The organism is Micromonospora sp. NPDC051543, from assembly GCF_044454415.1.
Taxonomy (GTDB): domain Bacteria; phylum Actinomycetota; class Actinomycetes; order Mycobacteriales; family Micromonosporaceae; genus Micromonospora.
The window spans coordinates 42,217-60,548 of record NZ_JBITDT010000019.1 but is presented as its reverse complement, the minus strand read 5'-3'; the positions used below and the strand labels follow the sequence as shown (position 1 = coordinate 60,548).

The window sequence follows — 18,332 nt, the reverse complement described above, 5'->3', positions numbered from 1 at the left end:
GGCGGCAGCTTGCGGGGCCCGGTCCGGACACGGCCGGACGAACCAGGGCCTAGTATGGCGTGTGCCCAACGAGCAGCTCCGGCGGATGGACGCCTTCACCTTCCCGTCCTACTCGATCGACTTCGCCACCGGCGAGGTCTTGTTCGACTACGCGTTGACCGGCCCGGCCGGTGAGCAGCGGTTCACCGAGGTGATCACCCTCCCGCTGCCGGCGGAGCCGCCGTCGGACGAGACGGTGGCCACCCTCAACCGGGTGCTGGAGGTGCTGCACCTCGTCGCCGGGGTCAGCTACTACAAGGCCGCCGCGCCGCCCCGACTGGTGCTGCCGGCGCCGCTGGGCGCGGCCACCGTCGACTACGTCACGGCCGTCTACACCAAGGGCCTCGCCGAGTACGCGTACCGCAACGAGCTGCCGTACGTGCTGGAACTGCGTCCGGAGGTGCCGGCCGGTGACGTGACGCCGGCCCGGGTGTACGACAACTCGGACCGTCGCCCGCTCTCGGCGGTCGGCGGCGGCAAGGACTCGATCGTGAGCTTGGAGGCGCTGCGCCGCGCCGAGTTGGACCCGGTGCCGTTCTCGGTGAACCCGAACCACGTGATCGTCGCGGTGAACGAGGCGTCCGGGCTGACGCCGCTCGCCGCCCGCCGGCGGATCGACCCGGTGCTGTTCGACCTCAACGCCAGCGGGGCGTTGAACGGCCACATCCCGGTCACCGCCATCAACTCCCTGATCGCGGTGGCGACGGCCGTCCTGCACGGGCTGGGCCCGGTGGTGATGTCCAACGAGCGCTCGGCGTCCGACCCGAACCTGAGCTGGAACGGTCACGAGATCAACCACCAGTGGTCCAAGGGCGTGGAGGCCGAGGGGCTGCTGCGGGGGGCGCTGGCGGAGCACGCCGGTCTCACCGAGCCGTACTTCTCCCTGCTGCGGTCGCTGTCCGAGCTGCACATCGCCCGACTGTTCGCCGAGTTCACCCGGTACGACGACGTGGTGACGAGCTGCAACCAGGCGTTCAAGCTGCGGGACGCGTCCGAGCGCTGGTGCCGGAACTGCCCGAAGTGCCGGTTCGTCTTCCTGGCCATGGCGCCGTTCATGCCCCGGGAGCGGGTCACGCACATCTTCGGCGGCGACATGCTCGCCGACCCGGAGCAGATTCCCGGCTACCGGGAGCTGCTGGGCGTGGACGGGCACAAGCCGTTCGAGTGCGTGGGCGAGGTCGAGGAGTCGGTCGTGGCCCTCGGCCTGCTCGCCGAGCAGGACCAGTGGCGCGACGCCCCGGCGATCAAGGCCCTGGTCGACGCCGTCCCGGAAACAGCCTGGTCCGCCGTGGCACACACGGACGTCTTCACCCCCGGCGGCCCCAACCACATCCCCCCCACCTACGCCAAAGCCCTGACCTCCCTCGCCTGACCGCCACGGGTAGTCTGCGCCACCGGAGGCGATTTCCCCGGACGGTGACGCGGCAGCCGACGTGGCTACGGTCGCGGCGATCTGCGGTTGCCGGGTGTCCGCTGGGAGTAGTCGGCGGGTGGCGGGTTGCCGCTGTTGTCGTAGTAGGGACCAGTAGGGGCCGGGCCAGCAACGCTGGTAGTGATGTGGGCGGCGTTCGGGTCGAATTGCTGGTACGACGACTCCCCCTCGGTGCCCGCGTACTGCCCCCCATAACCGGACAAATACGCGCCATCGCCCGAATACACAGCGCTCCGGTAATCCTCCGTCGCGGCATAACCACCGTAGGAATACGCCCCGACGGCCGCTTGCTGAGCAGGACCCGCAGGCACCACGTAGCCGCCAACAGAACCCGCGCCACCGGCACCGATGGTGAGGTGAGCGGCGCTCCCGTCAATCGGCCTGAACGACTCCCACTCCGTGCCCGCGTACTGCCGCTCATAACCAGGCGGGGTACCGACCCGGTCAGGAACCTGCCCCCCATACCCACCCGAATACCCCACCGCACTGGAGGCCTGCTCCCCACGATCCCCCGACACCACACCCGCACCCTCAGAAAACCGCGCCGACGCCCTCGACCTCTTCTCACCCTTCTTTCGCCCCCGCTTGGGCGTGATCGCTCTCGCCAGGGGGCCGATCGCTCCGCAGTACTCCAAAAAATCCTTCAGATCCTCGGGCATGCTCTTCGGAACATTCTTGCCCTCCCGCCGCCAATCAGCAAGATTCTGTCCTAGGTGTACCATAATCCCGTTGCTGGCCCGCTTCTGGTAAAGCTTCGGCGGGACTGTCAGCAGATTTTTTTCGCCATTCCCGTAGTAGTCTCGTGCTATTTCTTCGAACGCCACCCATCTAGCGTCAGTACTCGACTTAACCTTGCTGGGGGCCACCGATTTCGCCAAGTCCCCGATCGCTCCGCAATACTCCAAGAACTCCCTCAGGCTCTCGGGCATGCCCTCTGGTAAATGCCTGCCCTCCCGCCGCCAATTATAAAGGTCCAGTCCGAGATCTACCATAACTCCGTTAGTGGCCCGCTTACTGTACGTCGTCGGGGGCACTGTCAGCAGATTTTTTTCGCCGTTCCCGTAGTATTTTCGTGCTATCTCCTCGAACGCCACCCACTCTTCTTCAGTCTTCTTCCTCGGCGGCATGAGGCGCCCTCTCTGCTCTTTCAGCGGTTGGGACTCGGTGACTCAAAGGTGTGGCCGGTGTACGAGACGTCGCCGCCCACAACCACCATGGGCTGGGTTACCGTCGCGGCGGTGTGGGGTTGCCGGGTGCCCACCGGGAGTAGTCCGCGGGTGGCGGGTTGCCGCTGTTGTCGTAGTAGGGGTCAGTAGGGGCCGGGCCGGCGGCCGTGGTCAGGCGGGCGGCGTTCGGGTCGAATTGCTGGTACGACTCCCCCCCGGTGCCCGCGTACTGCCCCCCATAACCGGACAAATACGCGCCATCGCCCGAATACACAGCGCTCCGGTAATCCTCCGTCACGGCATGACCACCGTAGGAATACGCCCCGACGGCCGCTTGCTGAGCAGGACCCGCAGGCACCACGTAGCCGCCAACAGAACCCGCGCCACCGGCGCCGGTGGTCAGGTGGGCGGCGCTCCCGTCAATCGGCCTGAACGACTCCCACTCCGTGCCCGCGTACTGCCGCTCATAACCAGGCGGTGTACCGACCCGGTCAGGAACCTGCCCCCCATACCCACCCGAATACCCACCGTCCTGGTAACCCCGTGCCGTCGCTGCGGCATCACCGCCGTAGGAATACTCCCCACCGGCCGGCTGCTGCACAGACCCCATCACCCCCTGCGGAAACGACTCCGGCCCAGCACCCCCATGCTGCCTCCCATAACCAGACGAATATCCCACCGCACCATGAGCCCGCTCCCCATGATCCCCCGACACCACACCCGCACCCTCAGAGAAGGAGGCCGCCACCTCCCGCCTATTATCATTTTTCTTTCGCCCAACTCCGGGCGCGATCACTCTCGCCAGGGCGCCGATCGCTCCGCAATACTCCAAAAATTCCTTCAGGCGCGGGGGCATGCTCTTCGGAACATCCGCGCCATCCTGCCGCCACTTGAAAAGGTCTTGTCCGAGGTTTACCTTAATTCCGTTGGAGGCCCACCTACTGTACGATACCGGGGGGAGTGTCAGCAGATTTTTCTGGCCATCTCCGTAGTAGGCCCGTGCTATCTCCTCGAACGCCTCCCACCTAGCGTCACTACTATACTTAAGACCAGTGGGCGCGACCGCCTTCGCCACGTCGCCGATCGCTCCGCAACCCTCCAAAAATTCCTTCAGGCGCGGGGGCATGTCACTGGGAGGCCGCCTGCCCTGCCGCCGCCAACTATAAAGTTCTTGTCCGAGTTTCACCCAAATTCCGTTGGTGGCCTGCCTCTCGTAATTTTGCGGGGGGACTGTCAGCAGATTTTTCTGGCCATCTCCGTAGTATTTGCTTGCTATCTCCTCGAACGCCGCCCACTCTTCTTCAGTCTTCTTCCTCGGCGGCATGAGACATCCTCTCTGATCTTTCAGCGGTTGGGACTCGTTGTGACGTGGATGCGCTGACCCAGATGACGTGGAGTGATCCAACTTCCGGCGTGACACTCGCCTTCCCAAGTCATCTGGAGCGTCCCCCCGCCCCTACACCCTGATGGCGCTTCGGTCGTCCTACGGCCCGACGTGGCCTTGGGTTCAAGCCGTGCCCCAACAAGAAATCCATCGGACGGCGAATCCGTCCGGCTGATCAAGAAGGGTTCGTCAGGGGGTGCGGACTGCTTCCAGGGCCAGCAGGGCCACGTGGAGGGAGAGGCTGGCCTCTACCGAGTCGAGGTCCACGTCGAGGATGCGGGCTATCCGGGCCAGGCGTTCGTAGAAGGCCGGCCGGGACAGGTGGGCCGCGGCAGCGCCAGCCGACTTGTTGCGGCCCTGCTCCAGGTACGCGCGCAGGGTGTCGAGGAGCCGCTCCCGGGGGTGCTGGGCGTCGTACTCCAACAGCGGGCCGAGTTCGCGCTCGACGAACGTCTGGAGCCGGGGCTCGTCGCGCAGCAGGTGCAGCAGGCCGGCCAGGCCCACGTGCGGCAGCCGGAAGACGGGCAGGTCACGCCGGTCCCGGCGGGCTGCCTCGGCGATCTGCCGCGCCTCGACGAGCGACCGCCGGGCCTCGCGCAGGCTGCTCACCCCGGACCCGGCGGCCACGAAGACCCCGGCGGAGGCGTTGGACGCGGCCCGGCTCGTGGCGGCGTCGAGGCGTACCCGACGAAGGGCCTCGGCGAACGCGGACAGCGCGCGATCCTCGGCGGCCGGGTCGGTCAGGGCCAGCAGCGCGCCCACCGAGTTGTCGTCGACGGCGCTGGTCAGCGCCGTCAGTTTGGTCTCCCGCAGCGCCTGGCCGACGGCCTCGGAGAGGTCGCGTAGCCGGGCCTGGCCGGCTTCGGGGCCGCCGTCGGCAGCGGAATCGTCGGTTCGGTGGCGGACCATCACGCCGACGAGGTGCCGACGGTCCAGCGTCACACCGAGCGCCTTGGCGCGCAGCGCGACCTCGTCGACCGGTCGGGAGTGGTCGAGCAGGGCGGTGAGCAGGGTGCGGTGGAGCTGTCGTTCCAGCCCTTCGGCGTCGCGGCGGATCAACCGGCCCAGCGCGAGGGTGGAGGCGGCCCGCTCGACGAGGATGTTCAGCCGGTTGGGGGGAGCGTCGGTGGGCGCGTCGCCGCTCGCCGGCCAGCGCAGCAGCAGCCGCCCCCAGTCCTGGCCCCGCGCGCCGACGACGGTCACCAGCCAGCCGCTGTCCGGGTCGTACGCGGTCCGGCCGGCGGGCCGGATACGCCGGGAGTGCTGCTCCCAGCCGTCCAGCAGCAGCTCCGCGCTCTCCCCCGCCGGGTCGTATCCGAGGACCTGCCGGGACAGGTTCTCCAGCACGACCGGGCAGCCGGACAACTCGGCGGCCTGTCGGATCACCTCGGCGGCGTCGGCGCCCTCGACGGAGAGGTCGGTGAACCGCTGGTGGATCTCCTCGGCGGCCCGCAGCTCGGTGAGCTGAGCGTCGACGATCAGCGCGTGCACCGCCTCGGTGATCCGCACGAACGGGGTGGCCCGGCGCAGCTCGACCAGGGGCAGGCCGCGCCGTTCGGCGGCGGCGGTCATCACCCGGGGTACGCCGGTGACGTAGCGGCGGCCCAGTTCGACGACGAGTCCGGAGACGCCCACGTCGGCGAGGTCGCCGATGAACGCGCGCAGTCCCGCGTCGTCGGCCGGCAGGCCGATGCCGGTGGTGAGCACCAGCTCGCCGCCGCCGAGGAGGGTGGCGATGTCGGGGACCTCGGCGACGTGCACCCAGCGGACCGGCCGGTCCAGCCCGGCGTCCCCGGCGACCACGCGCGGGGCGCCGTGGCGGACCGGGTCCAGGGCCAGGACCTCACGCACGGTAGGGAACACGGCCGACACGCTACCGTGCGTGACCCCGGACCTCGGCCTGCCGGTGCCGGTCAGTCGACGCCGAACTCCATTGCGGCGCGGTCGAGCGCCTCGTCCGCGGCGGTGGCGACGCCTCGGGAGGCGATGGCTTCCGCGCCGCCCTCCGGCATCGCGCCGATCAGTCCGGTGGAGGCTGCCTGCGCGGCCCCGATCATCCGCTCGCTTCCAGCGCCACCGACCATGCCGAGGGAGGCGTACTGCTCCAGCTTGGCCCGGGAGTCGGCGATGTCGAGGTTGCGCATGGTGAGCTGGCCGATCCGGTCCGACGGGCCGAACGCCGAGTCCTCGGTGCGCTCCATCGACAGCTTGTCCGGGTGGTAGCTGAACGCGGGGCCGGTGGTGTCGAGGATCGAGTAGTCCTCGCCCCGGCGCAGCCGCAGGGTCACCTCACCGGTGACCGCCGTACCGACCCAGCGCTGCAACGACTCGCGCAGCATCAGCGCCTGCGGGTCCAGCCAGCGGCCCTCGTACATGAGGCGGCCGAGGCGACGACCCTCGCTGTGGTAGTTGGCCAGGGTGTCCTCGTTGTGGATGGCGTTGACCAGCCGCTCGTACGCGATGTGCAGCAGCGCCATCCCGGGCGCCTCGTAGATGCCCCGGCTCTTGGCCTCGATGATCCGGTTCTCGATCTGGTCGGACATGCCCAGGCCGTGCCGACCGCCGACGGCGTTGGCCTCCAGCACCAGGTCGACGGCGCTGCCGAACTCCTTGCCGTTGATCGTCACCGGACGGCCCTGGTCGAAGCCGATCGTGACGTCCTCGGTGGGGATCTCCACCGACGGGTCCCAGAACTTCACGCCCATGATCGGGCTGACCGTCTCGATGCCGGTGTCGAGGTGCTCCAGGGTCTTCGCCTCGTGCGTGGCGCCCCAGATGTTGGCGTCGGTGGAGTACGCCTTCTCGGTGCTGTCCCGGTAGGGCAGGCCGCGCTCGAGCAGCCACTCGGACATCTCCTTGCGCCCACCCAGCTCGGTGACGAAGTCGGTGTCGAGCCACGGCTTGTAGATGCGCAGCATCGGGTTGGCCAGCAGGCCGTAGCGGTAGAACCGCTCGATGTCGTTGCCCTTGAAGGTCGAGCCGTCGCCCCAGATCTGGACGTCGTCGGCGATCATCGCGCGGACCAGCAGGGTGCCGGTCACCGCCCGACCCAGCGGGGTGGTGTTGAAGTACGAGCGTCCGCCCGAGCGGATGTGGAAGGCGCCGCAGGTCAGCGCGGCGAGGCCCTCCTCGACCAGGGCGGCGCGGCAGTCGACGAGTCGGGCGACCTCGGCGCCGTAGCTGAGCGCACGGCCGGGGACCGAGCCGATGTCGGGCTCGTCGTACTGGCCGATGTCAGCGGTGTACGCGCAGGGGACGGCGCCCTTGTCGCGCATCCACGCGACCGCGACCGAGGTGTCGAGGCCGCCGGAGAAGGCGATGCCGACACGTTCGCCGATGGGCAGGGAGGTGAGAACCTTGGACACGGGGAAGATTATTCAACAAGACGCATGGTCATGCAAGCGGATCGCCGCGTCCCAGTTCCCAGAACGCCACGGCCGCCGCCGCGGCGACGTTCAACGAGTCCACTCCGCGCCGCATCGGCAGGACCACCCGCACGTCGCTGGCCGCCTGCGCCGCCGCCGTCAGGCCGGGCCCCTCGGCGCCCAGCAGCAGCGCCGCCCGCTCGCGCTGCGCCGGGGCCAGGAGCTGCATGGGTACGGCGTCCGGCGCGGGCGTCATGGCCAGAACGGTGAACCCCGCCTGGCGTACCTCGTCGAGACCCGCCGGCCAGCGGTCGAGCTTGGCGTACGGCAGCGCGAAGACCTCCCCCATGCTCACCCGCACGCTGCGCCGGTAGAGCGGGTCGGCGCAGGACGGCGACAGCAGCACCGCGTCGACGCCCAACGCGGCGGCCCCCCGGAAGATCGCGCCCAGGTTCGTGTGGTTGTTGACGTCCTCGAGGATCACCACCCGGCGCGCGCCGGCGAGCACCTCGGCCGCCGTCGGCAGCGAGCGGCGGTGGAACGACGCCAGCACCCCCCGATGTACGTGGAAACCGGTGGCCTTCTCCAGCACGTCCTGGGTGGCGGCGTAGACGGGCGCGTCGCCGGTGTCCAGGTCGGCGAGCTGGTCGACGCGCTTGGCGTCGACCAGGTACGACCGGGCCGGATAGCCGGCGCGCAGCGCCCGGCGCAGCACCAGCTCGCCTTCGGCGATGAAGAGGCCGTGCGGAGGCTCCCAGCGGGTGCGCAGCTCGACGTCGGTGAGCGCGCGGTAGTCGGCGATCCGGTCGTCGTCGGGGTCGGTGATCTGGTGGACGGGCACCCGACGATTCTGCCGGACGGCCGGCAGCCGCCCCGACGTCCGCCCGGCCGGGGTGTTTTGTCCGGTCGAGAAGGGGAACGACCGGTGGGATACCGGACGCGACGGGAAGGACCAGCCAGGTGAGCGCAGAGCACACGGCACCGGCCGAAGGGGGCACTCTTCCCCGGCGTCCGACCGTCGCGGACCACATCGTCTCCCGCCTGTTCAGTTGGGGCGTACGCCGGTACTTCGGCTATCCGGGCGACGGCATCAACGGCATCACCTCCGCCCTGCAACGCACCAACGAACGCGCCCAGTTCGTCCAGGTGCGGCACGAGGAGACCGCCGGGTTCGCCGCGTCCGCGCACGTCAAGTACGGCGGCGGGCCGTTGGGCTGCGCGCTGGTGACCAGCGGCCCCGGCGCCATCCACCTGCTCAACGGCCTGTACGACGCCAAGCTCGACCACCAACCCGTGGTCGCCCTGCTCGGGCACACGGCGGTCACCGCCGAGGGCGGCGGCTACTACCAGGAGGTCGACCTGCTGGCCCTCTACAAGGACGTGGCGGCGGCCTTCCTGGCCCAGCTCGACCACCCCGCGCAGGTACGCCACCTGGTCGACCGGGCATGCCGCACGGCGCTGGCCCGGCGTACCGTCACCGCGCTGGTGCTCCCCTCGGACATCCAGGACGAGCCGGCCGTCGTGGATCCCCCGCACGCGCACGGTTACTACCACACCAGCAACGTGCCGAGCAGCACGCCGACCGTCCCGCCGACGGCCGACCTGCGCCGCGCCGCCGAGGTGCTGCGCGGCGGCGAGCGGGTGGCCATGCTGGTCGGGCAGGGCGCGCTCGGGGCCGAGGCCGAGGTGCACGAGATCGCCCACCGGCTCGGCGCCGGGGTGGCCACCGCGCTGCTCGGCTTCGCCGCCGTCGACCATCGCGAGCCGTGGGTGACCGGCGCGATCGGGCTGCTCGGGACCCGGCCGAGTTGGCAGCTCATGACCGGCTGCGACCGCCTGCTGATCGTGGGCAGCAACATGCCGTACTCGGAGTTCTACCCGCCGCCCGGCCAGGCCCGAGCGGTGCAGATCGACCTGGACGGCACGCAGCTCGGACTGCGCTACCCGACCGAGGTGAACCTGACCGGTGACGCCCGCCCCACCCTGCGGGCGCTGCTGGACGAGCTGGGCCCCGGCCCCGGGCCGACCGCCTGGCGGGCGGAGATCGCCGAGGCCACCTCGGCGTGGCGACGCGCCCAGCGCGACCTGGCCGGGCAGAGCGCCGACCCGGTCAACCCGCAACTGCTGTTCAGCACCCTCAGCGACCGGCTCCCGGACGACGCGATGCTCGCCGTGGACTGCGGCACGGCGACCGCCTGGTACGCCCGGCACGTGCAGGTCCGGCCCGGGATGCTGGCCAGCCTCTCCGGCACGCTGCTGTCCATGGGCGGCGCGATGCCGTACGCGCTGAGCGCCAAGTTCGCCCACCCCGACCGGCCGCTGATCGCGATGATCGGCGACGGGGCCATGCAGATGAACGGCGTCAACGAGCTGATCACGGTGGCGAAGTACTGGCGCGGCTGGGCCGACCCGCGGTTCGTGGTGCTGGTGCTCAACAATCGGGACCTGGCGTTCGTCAGCTGGGAGCAGCGCTCCTCGGAGGGGACGCCGATGTTCCCGGACAGCCAACAGCTCCCGGACATCGGCTACCACCAGTGGGCCGAGGTGCTCGGGTTGCGCGGTGAGCTGGTCGACTCGCCGGATCAGATCCCGGGCGTCTGGGACCGGGCGCTCGCCGCCGACCGTCCGGTGGTCATCAACGCGCTGGTCGACCCGGCCGAGCTGATGCTGCCGCCACACTTCACCGCCGAGCAGGCCCGCAAGACCGCGGCGGCGGTCCTACGCGGCGACACCGACTGGGCCGGCATCATCCGCCGCGGCCTCCCGGCAACGATCGCCAGCTACCGCCCCCGCCGCCGGGAACGCTGAACCCGCGCCCCACTCCCCCGCGATCTTGCACTTTCGGTGGTGACAAAGCACTACAGGAGCGGCGAACCGGCAACCGAAAGTGCAAGATCGCCGGGGTGGGTGGGGGCAGGGCGTCGCTAGTTGCCGCTCCCGGCGCGGCGAGCGCTGGGCGGGCCGGACAGGGCTTCCCGCGCGGCCTGGAGGATCTCCTCCGACAGGGGTGTCTGACCCGTCGCGCGGGCCAGCGTGAGCGCACCGACCATGGTCGCGAGATCGACGAGCGCCATTCGGCGGGCCTCGGGCCCGTCCTCGATGTCCGCCAATCGCCTGATGGTCTCCTGAACACCCACCGCGTACGACGTCCGGAGCGGGCTGTCGGCGGCCTGTGGCCCCGGACTTCACCGTCGCCGGTTTCGCCCAGCAGGTGCGCGCCGCGATCTCGGCAGCCTCTACCAACAGCTGAGGCTGCCTGCGGTCACGTCCACTCCCGAGGTCACCGCCGAGCGTGACCTGTCGGAGTGACCGACGCCAGCCAGCGGACGTGTGGAGAGAGCACGACGGCCCGGCGCGAAGCGAGCCGGGCCGCCACTGGATCCGGGGTCAGCCCCGACGGGCGAGCCAGCGTTGCAGGGCCGAGAGCGGGTCCTGCTCCGGGGTGGGCTGCTGCTGGCGCTCGGGGACGGCCGGGCGCTCCACCGGGCGGCGGGGCTCGCCGGCCAACTCCTTGCTGGGGGCGGTGAACGCCTTCTCCGGCTGGCCCTTCACGGCGGTGGCGATGACCCGCGCGACCGCGTCGATCACCTTGCTCTGCACCGCCGAACCCACCGAGTCGGTCGGGTCGTCGGGGTTGGCCGCGATGCCCGCGACGGCCACCTGCGGGGTGAAGCCGACGAACGTCTCGGTGGCGTTCTCCTCCGAGCTGCCCGTCTTACCGGCCGCCGGCCGGCCGTCGAGGATGTCGTTCACACCGGTGGCGGTGCCGCCGTTGCACTGCCCGTACGGCGACTGCTGGCCCACCGGGCAGCGGGCCGCGTCGGTTGCGGCGCGCGCCACGTCGGGGTCGAGGACCTTCTTGCAGGACGGCTCGCCGACCGGCACCTTCGTGCCCTTCGCGTCGGTCACCGAGACCACCGGCACCGGCGTGCAGTAGGTGCCCTCGGCGGCCACCGTGGCGTACGCGTTGGCCAGGTCGAGGGGGGTGGTGGCGGCCACGCCGAGGGTGAACGACCCCCAGTTCGCGGCGTTGTTCTTGGCGAAGGCGGCGTCGGTGTCGGCGCGGAACGTGATGCCGAGCCGCTGCGCCATCTCCACCACCTTGTCCTGGCCCACCTGCTCGGCCAGCCACACGAAGTAGGTGTTCACCGAACGACCGAAGCCGTCCCACATCATCCGGTACCCGTCCATCCACGCCGGGTTGGCGTTGGCCGGGCACCAGTGGCCGTCACAACTGCCCGGCCCCTCAGCCGGGTACCGGGTGGGCAGCTTGGCCGGGGCGTCGAACCCGGTCGAGAGCGTACGGCCCGACTCCAGCGCCGCGAGCATGGTGAACAGCTTGAACGTCGAGCCCGCCTGGTACCCGTCGACGCTGGCCCCACCGGAGATCAGCGGGTTGACCGTGTTGGGGTAGTTGGCCTGCCCGGCCGGATTGTCGGCGAGGCTGTAGTGCCGATTGACCGCCATGGCGAGCACCCGACCCGTGCCGGGCTGAACGGCCGCGATCGGCAGGGCGCGCTTGTTGTCGTACCCGTAGACCTTGGTGGCCTGCTGCTGCGCGGCGGCCTGGATCTTCGGGTCCAGCGACGAGACGACGGTGTAGCCGCCCGAGCGCAGGGCCTGCTCGCGCTCGGCGGGGGTGGCGCCGAAGGCCGGCTGGGTCAGCCACCACTGGCGCAGGTAGTCACAGAAGTAGCCCCAGTCGTCGTGGCCCTGGGCGACGGCGGTGCAGCCGTTGGGCTGCGCGGTGGGGTGCAGCGCCAGCGGCTCGGCCTTGGCCTGCGCGGCCTGCCCGGCGGTGATCGCCCCGGTGGCGACCATCGAGTCCAGCACGTACGACCGGCGGGCCAGGGCCTGGTCCTTGTCGCCGCTGATCGGGCTGTACGCGTCCGGGGACTGCACCAGACCGGCGAGCAGCGCCGACTCGGCGAGGGTCAACTGCGCCGGCGCCTTGCCGAAGTAGCGCTGGCTGGCCGCCGCGATCCCGTACGCGCCGGAGCCGAAGTAGGCGATGTTCAGGTACCGGCCGAGGATCTCGTCCTTGCCGAGGCTCTTGTCCAGCGCGCCCGCGTACCGGATCTCCTGGATCTTCCGACCGACGGTGGGGTCGGTCGCGGCGGCCCGCTCCTCGGCGGTGCGGGTGGGGTCGGTCTTGAGGACGTTACGGACGTACTGCATGGTCAGCGTGGAGCCGCCCTGCTCGGTGCCGCCGCCCTTGACGTTGGCGACCAGCGCCCGGGCCAGGCCGCGCAGGTCCGCGCCACCGTGGTCGTAGAACCGCCGGTCCTCGGCCGCCACGATCGCCTGCCGCATCACCGGGGCGACGTCCGCCAACGCGACGTCCGTCCGGTTCACGTCGTAGAACGTGGTGAGCAGCGTCTTGCCGTCGTTGGCGTAGAGGTAGGAGCGCTGCGGGGTCGCCGGGGTGCGCAGCGCGTCGGGCAGCGCGGCGTACGAACTGAGCGCGGCGCGCGCGGTGAACCCGACCAGCAGGTTGCCCGGCAGCGCCGCGGCGGCCAGGACCAACCCGGCCAGCAGGCCGGTGAGCAGCACGGTGAACAGCCGCGACAGCGGCGAGCGGGGGGCGGCCATGCAACCCAGGATTGCCACAAATAACGCCAACCGACCACCCCCGAAGCCCAATTGTCAGCAACTTCACGGCCCCCCACCAGCCCCTCCACAGCGGTGATCAAGAGGTTTGCGTCAGATTCAGGCCGATTCTTGACGCAAACCTCTTGATCACCGGGGCTGAGGGGCGGAGGCCCGGGGCGGCGTGCGGTGGGGTGGGTCAGGGGGTTGGGGGGGTGGAGAGGCTGGCGTTGGCCGCGTCGTCGGCGGTTTGGCGGGGCATCAGGCGGCCGCTGCGGTAGCCGATGCCGATGCCGGCGATCAGCACGAAGATCGCGCCGAACGTCTGGAGCGACCCGATCAGGGCGCCGCCGAGGCCGAGCAGCGGTGCGGCGATGATCAGCATGACCCCGTCGCCGAGGCTGAAGGTGCCCGAGCGGGCCACCGCCCACCCGGTGAGGAACCACCCCACGCTGTAGAACGTCGCGCCGAGTAGGACCAGCGACCGCGCCGTGGTGCCGAAGACCGGCGTCTGCTCCTCGAATCCGGCGAACGGCAGCATCAGCACCGTGCCGGCGATGCTGACCAGCAGCCCGGCGGCGGCCACCCGTCGGCTGCGGGTCGCGGCCAGCAGACCGGTGAGGGCCAGCAGCGCGAGCAGGCCGAGCCAGACCGCCGCCACCCAGCCGATCAGGTACACCGCCTGGCCGTCCGCCGGATACGGGTCGTTGCCCACCCCGCCGTCGCTGGCCATCGCCACCGCGCCGTAGAGGATGGCGTACGCGGGCAGCAGCCACACCGCGGCCCGGGCGAACCGACGTACCGACCAGGCCCAACTGGCGTTCGTGGCGGGGGCGAGTGGAGTGGGCTCGCCGATGAATGGCAGTACGCCGAAGCCGCCTCCGCTGCGCCGAGAGCCCAGCGGCGCGACCGGATCGTGCGCGCCGGGCACGGGGGCCGAGGACCACATCCGATTCGCCGGATCCTTCATGCGTCACCTCGCTCGTCCACGAGCGGTGCGAGACGCGCCGGGGCGCCCCGATTGCCTGGTCACCACCCGTCCTAGGACCGATCGTGGCAGGCGTCGGAGCGCCCCATGAGCCTTTCTCGCATTTAACTCCGGCGTCCGGAACCCGGCCCGGCACGCGCCCGGCCAGCCGCGCTCACTCGACACCGCCGGACGCGCTGACCCGGCGCTCGGTGCCGCCGAACGCGCTGACCCGGCGCTCGGTACCGCGCGGCCGGCCACGCCGCGCGGCCCGTGCGAGGGTCAGCCGCGCGGCCCGTGCGACGGGTCAGCCGCGCTCGCGCTGGTCCGTCGGGTCGTTGACCAGACTGTCCGGGGTGACCGGCTCCGGCGCGGGCAGGCCCTGCGGCTTGTTGCCGCCGGTGGCCTGCGCCTCGGCGACGCGTACCTCGTCGTGGATCTGCTGGGCGGCGGCGGCAGCAGCCTGCGCCGCCGCCGCGGCCTCGCGCTCGACCTGGCTCGCGTGGTCGGCGGCCTCCGGCGCGGGCACGTCCCCCACCATCTGGCTCAGCCCACCGAGCGCGCCACCCATGCCCTCCAGCGCCTTGGTCAGCTCGGCCGGAACGATCCAGACCTTGTTGGCGCTGCCCTGTGCGATCTGCGGCAGCGCCTGCAGGTACTGGTAGGCGAGGACCTTCTGGCTCGGGTTCGCCTGGTGGATCGCGTCGAACACCGTCCGGATCGCCTTCGCCTGGCCCTCGGCCTGCAGGATCCGGGCCTGCCGGTCACCGTCGGCCCGCAGCACCGCGGACTGCTTCTCGCCCTCGGCGGTGAGGATCTGCGACTGCTTGTGCCCCTCGGCCGTGAGGATCGCGGCACGACGGTCCCGCTCGGCGCGCATCTGCTTCTCCATCGAGTCGCGGATGCTGGCCGGCGGCTCGATCGCCTTGATCTCGACCCGGGTCACCTTGATGCCCCAGCGGCCGGTCGTCTCGTCCAGGACCCCGGAGAGGTGCCGGTTGATCTCGTCGCGGCTGGTCAGCGCCCGCTCCAGGTCGAGCGAGCCGATCACGTTGCGCAGCGTGGTCACCGTCAACTGCTCGATCGCCTGGAGGAAGCTGGAGATCTCGTACGTCGCCCGGACCGGGTCGACCACCTTGAAGTAGAGGACCGTGTCGATCGAGACCACCAGGTTGTCCGAGGTGATCACCGGCTGCGGCGGGAAGCTGACCACCTGCTCGCGCATGTCGACCTTGGTCCGGACCGCGTCGATGAACGGCACCAACAGGTTGAGACCGGGGCTGAGGGTGCGCTTGTACTTGCCGAGCCGTTCCACCACGTCATGGCGCTGCTGCGGCACGATCCGTACCGCCTTGGCCAGCGTTATCACGGCGATCAGCGCCACCGCGATCACCAGCACCCCGAGTATCGTCATCCCGTTCACCCTCTCGCTTCCGGCAGCTCGCCGGCGGAAGAAACGTCGTCCTGCCACACCAGGGCGGTCGCGCCCCGGACCTTTATCACCCGAACCCGTTGACCGGGCTCGAAAGTCTGCGTCGCGTCGTACGGCCGGGCCGTCCACAACTCACCGTCGATCTTGACGAGCCCGTGGTCGGCGTCCACCCGCTCCAGCACCAGCGCCGCGGAGCCCTCGATGGCCTCCACGCCGAACGGCTGCTCGCCGCTCTCCAGCGCGGACCGGCCGTGCCGCTTGATCACCGGTCGAACCACGACCAGGCTCAGCGCGGACACCACCGCGAAGACCAGCGCCTGCACGGCGACCGGCGCACCCAGGGCCGCAGCACCCGCGGCGGCGAACGCGCCGGCCCCGAACATGATCAGAAACAGGGTCGTCGTGAAGATCTCGGCGACCGCCAGCACCACACCCAGAACGATCCACACCACCGCGTCCACACCACGATCGTGACACGCAAATGCTCGCGCGGCTTCCCCGCGAAGATCAGTAGGCTCGGCGAGGCCCATCCGGCGGCGGCCCGACCCGAGGAGACCCGTTGACCCTGCTACCCGAGACCGCCCGACAGATCGACGCGCGGGTCGCCCAGGCACAGGCCGACGGCCACGTCCCGTCGCTGGTGCTGGGCGTGGTCCGCGACGGCGCGCTGGCGCACCTGGCCGTCGCCGGCGAACAACCGCCCCCGGACGTCGACCTGCAGTACCGGGTGGGCTCGATCAGCAAGACGATGACCGCCACCCTGATCATGCAGTTGCGCGACGCCGGCCGACTGGCCCTCGACGACCGGCTGGAGCAGCACCTGCCGGGCACCGACCTCGGCGCGCTCACCCTGCGCCAACTCCTCGGGCACGCCAGCGGGATCCAGCGCGAACCCGAGGGCGACTGGTGGGAGCGGAACGACGGCGTCGACCTGCCGACCCTGCTCGCCGGGGTCACCGCCCACAAGATCGCTTACTCCCCGCACACCACGTACCACTACTCCAACCTGGCGTACGGGCTGCTCGGCGGGGTGCTCGAACGACTCACCGGGACGCCGTGGGCAGACCTGCTCCAGCAACGCATCCTCACGCCGCTGGGCCTGCGCCGCACCACCTACGCGGCCACCGAGCCGTACGCCCGGGGCTACGTCGTCCACCCCTGGCACCACACGTTGCGCGAGGAGCCGCGCACCGACACCGGCGCGATGGCCCCGGCCGGGCAGCTCTGGTCGACGATCGAGGACCTGGGCCGCTGGGCCGCGTTCCTGGCCGACCCCGACCCATCGGTGCTGGTCGCCGAGACGCTGACCGAGATGTGCGCCCCCGTGGTGATCAGCGACCTCGACTCGTGGACCGGCGGGCACGGCCTGGGGCTGGAGCTCTACCGCGACGGCGAACGCGTGTACGTCGGGCACGGCGGCTCGATGCCCGGGTACGTGGCCGCCCTCGTGGTGCACCGGCCCAGCCGTACCGCCGTGGTCGGCTTCGCCAACTCGTACGGCTTCCCGATCACCGCACTCGGCCGCCGGCTGTTGACCAGCGTGCTGGACGCCGAGCCGGCGTTCGGCCAGCCGTGGCGGCCGACCACCGCCGCGCCCGCCGCCGACGTGGCCGAGCTGACCGGTCGCTGGTGGTGGATGGGCACCTCGCTGGACCTGAGCTGGGACGCGGGCGAGCTGGTGGCTCACGTACGCGGTGAGCGGGTGAGCCGGTTCACCCCCGAGGGGACGGACCGTTGGCGGGGCCGCTCCGGTCCGGAGGACGGCGAGATCCTGTCGGTGCTGCGCGACGACGACGGACGGGTGACGGCGATCGACATCGCCACGTTCGTCTTCACACGCAGCCCGGACGAGGCTCCCTGACCCGCCGCCCGGCCTTGGGCGCCCGGCCCTGGGCGCCCGGTCGGCGGTCACGGCGGACCAGGCGGTCAGGCCGGCTCGGTGACGAAGTCGATCAGACGCTCCATCGCGTTGATCAACGGAGTCTCGACGTCGGCGAAGCTGTTCACCCGGGACAGGATGTGCCGCCACATGTCGGCCGGCTCCGCCACCCCGAGAGCCGCGCAGACGCCCTCCTTCCACGGCCGCCCCGGGGGCACCACCGGCCAGGCCGCGATGCCCAGCGCCGCCGGCTTCACCGCCTGCCACACATCGACGTACGGATGCCCGGTCACCAGCACGTACGGCGAGTTCACCCGGGCCACGATGCGGCTCTCCTTGCTGCCCGGCACCAGGTGGTCGACGAGCACGCCCAGTCGTCGGGTCGGACCGGGGGCGAAGTTCCGCACCGCCGCGTCCAGGTCGTCGATGCCGTCCAGTGGCTCCACGACCACACCCTCGATCCGCAGGTCGTCACCCCAGATGCGCTCGACCAGCGCGGCGTCGTGGATGCCCTCGACCCAGATCCGGCTGGCCTTGGCGACCTGGGCGCGGACGTTGTCCACCGCCACCGAACCGGACGCGGTCCGCCGACGGGCCGCCGGCACCGGGGCGCGGGTCGGGCGGCGCAACGTCACCGGGCGACCGTCGAGCAGGAACGCCGCCGGCAGCAGCGGGAAGTTGCGCCGTTTACCGTGCCGGTCCTCCAACACCACCGCGCCGGCCTCGAAACCCACCACCGCTCCGCAGAAGCCGGAGTCGGCGTCCTCCACCACGAGATCCGGTTCGGCGTCCACCTCGGGGGTGACCTTCCGCCGCCGCCAGTCCCCCGCCAGCACGTCCTCGCCGTATCGCCCCGCCATGTAGATCACGCTAACCCGCCCGCCCCAACCCCATCCCCCGACACACCGCCACCCCCGCTCCCACCCGCCGCGCCACGCCCCGGCCCGCCGCGTCGATCATGGAGTTGTGGTGGTGCACGAAGCACTGCCAACCGTCAGCAATCAGGCACCGCAACTCCATGATCGAGGCGATCGGGGGCGGGCGGGCGCGGGGCGGGCGCGGGACCGGGGGCGGGACCG

13 protein-coding genes are annotated in these 18,332 nt (G+C 70.9%); 3 read left to right on the top strand and 10 right to left on the bottom strand.

All coding sequences use genetic code 11. From position 1 onward, the window contains the following. Window positions 1–61 precede the first annotated feature (61 nt). Window positions 62–1,411 carry a hypothetical protein gene (locus ACIA3K_RS27455; protein WP_396804541.1) on the top strand — a complete coding sequence of 450 codons (1,350 nt, stop codon included), beginning with the start codon at window positions 62–64 and terminating at the stop codon, window positions 1,409–1,411. Window positions 1,412–1,476: 65 nt separating this feature from the next. Here ACIA3K_RS27455 and ACIA3K_RS27450 read toward each other — a convergent pair whose 3' ends face one another. From ACIA3K_RS27450 to ACIA3K_RS27435, 4 genes are all read right to left on the bottom strand, one after another. Next, a complete protein-coding gene (locus tag ACIA3K_RS27450) occupies window positions 1,477–2,565 on the bottom strand; it encodes a hypothetical protein (RefSeq protein ID WP_396804540.1) in 1,089 nt (362 codons plus the stop codon). Between the two features lie 1,645 nt (window positions 2,566–4,210). After that, window positions 4,211–5,893 carry a PucR family transcriptional regulator gene (locus ACIA3K_RS27445; protein ID WP_396804539.1) on the bottom strand — a complete coding sequence of 561 codons (1,683 nt, stop codon included), beginning with the start codon at window positions 5,891–5,893 and terminating at the stop codon, window positions 4,211–4,213. 41 nt (window positions 5,894–5,934) lie between these two features. Next, window positions 5,935–7,386, bottom strand: a complete 1,452-nt coding sequence (gene argG, locus ACIA3K_RS27440) for an argininosuccinate synthase (RefSeq protein ID WP_396804538.1) — start codon at window positions 7,384–7,386, stop codon at window positions 5,935–5,937. 28 nt (window positions 7,387–7,414) lie between these two features. Beyond that, on the bottom strand, window positions 7,415–8,254 hold the full coding sequence (locus ACIA3K_RS27435) for a TrmH family RNA methyltransferase (protein ID WP_396804576.1): 840 nt from the start codon (window positions 8,252–8,254) through the stop codon (window positions 7,415–7,417). A 92-nt stretch (window positions 8,255–8,346) separates the two neighbouring features. Between ACIA3K_RS27435 and ACIA3K_RS27430 the strand changes: the two genes are divergently transcribed. Beyond that, entirely contained in the window at window positions 8,347–10,194 is a 1,848-nt protein-coding gene (locus tag ACIA3K_RS27430; protein WP_396804537.1) for a thiamine pyrophosphate-requiring protein, read from the top strand. A gap of 116 nt (window positions 10,195–10,310) precedes the next feature. Here ACIA3K_RS27430 and ACIA3K_RS27425 read toward each other — a convergent pair whose 3' ends face one another. The 5 genes from ACIA3K_RS27425 to ACIA3K_RS27405 form a co-directional block, all read right to left on the bottom strand. Further along, window positions 10,311–10,496: a hypothetical protein gene (locus ACIA3K_RS27425; RefSeq protein WP_396804536.1), complete on the bottom strand. Its 186-nt coding sequence runs from the start codon at window positions 10,494–10,496 to the stop codon at window positions 10,311–10,313. Window positions 10,497–10,773: 277 nt separating this feature from the next. Next, on the bottom strand, window positions 10,774–12,978 hold the full coding sequence (locus ACIA3K_RS27420; protein WP_396804535.1) for a transglycosylase domain-containing protein: 2,205 nt from the start codon (window positions 12,976–12,978) through the stop codon (window positions 10,774–10,776). 196 nt (window positions 12,979–13,174) lie between these two features. Then, complete coding sequence (locus tag ACIA3K_RS27415) at window positions 13,175–13,945, bottom strand: hypothetical protein (RefSeq protein ID WP_396804534.1); 771 nt, start codon at window positions 13,943–13,945, stop codon at window positions 13,175–13,177. A gap of 304 nt (window positions 13,946–14,249) precedes the next feature. Beyond that, window positions 14,250–15,356: an SPFH domain-containing protein gene (locus ACIA3K_RS27410; protein WP_396804533.1), complete on the bottom strand. Its 1,107-nt coding sequence runs from the start codon at window positions 15,354–15,356 to the stop codon at window positions 14,250–14,252. Window positions 15,357–15,361: 5 nt separating this feature from the next. Further along, window positions 15,362–15,835 carry an NfeD family protein gene (locus ACIA3K_RS27405; RefSeq protein WP_396804532.1) on the bottom strand — a complete coding sequence of 158 codons (474 nt, stop codon included), beginning with the start codon at window positions 15,833–15,835 and terminating at the stop codon, window positions 15,362–15,364. Window positions 15,836–15,933: 98 nt separating this feature from the next. Here ACIA3K_RS27405 and ACIA3K_RS27400 point away from each other — a divergent pair, with 98 nt between their 5' ends. Then, window positions 15,934–17,235, top strand: a complete 1,302-nt coding sequence (locus tag ACIA3K_RS27400; RefSeq protein ID WP_396804531.1) for a serine hydrolase domain-containing protein — start codon at window positions 15,934–15,936, stop codon at window positions 17,233–17,235. Window positions 17,236–17,300: 65 nt separating this feature from the next. On the opposite strand, the gene ACIA3K_RS27395 is transcribed toward ACIA3K_RS27400, so the two are convergent. Beyond that, on the bottom strand, window positions 17,301–18,113 hold the full coding sequence (locus ACIA3K_RS27395; RefSeq protein WP_396804530.1) for a DUF3097 domain-containing protein: 813 nt from the start codon (window positions 18,111–18,113) through the stop codon (window positions 17,301–17,303). Window positions 18,114–18,332 lie beyond the last annotated feature (219 nt).

Coding starts and splice junctions, on each gene's coding strand:
- ACIA3K_RS27410 (WP_396804533.1), bottom strand. CDS start 15,356: ATGACGATACTCGGGGTGCTGGTGATCGCGGTGGCGCTGATCGCCGTG.
- ACIA3K_RS27395 (WP_396804530.1), bottom strand. CDS start 18,113: ATGGCGGGGCGATACGGCGAGGACGTGCTGGCGGGGGACTGGCGGCGG.
- ACIA3K_RS27420 (WP_396804535.1), bottom strand. CDS start 12,978: ATGGCCGCCCCCCGCTCGCCGCTGTCGCGGCTGTTCACCGTGCTGCTC.
- ACIA3K_RS27415 (WP_396804534.1), bottom strand. CDS start 13,945: ATGAAGGATCCGGCGAATCGGATGTGGTCCTCGGCCCCCGTGCCCGGC.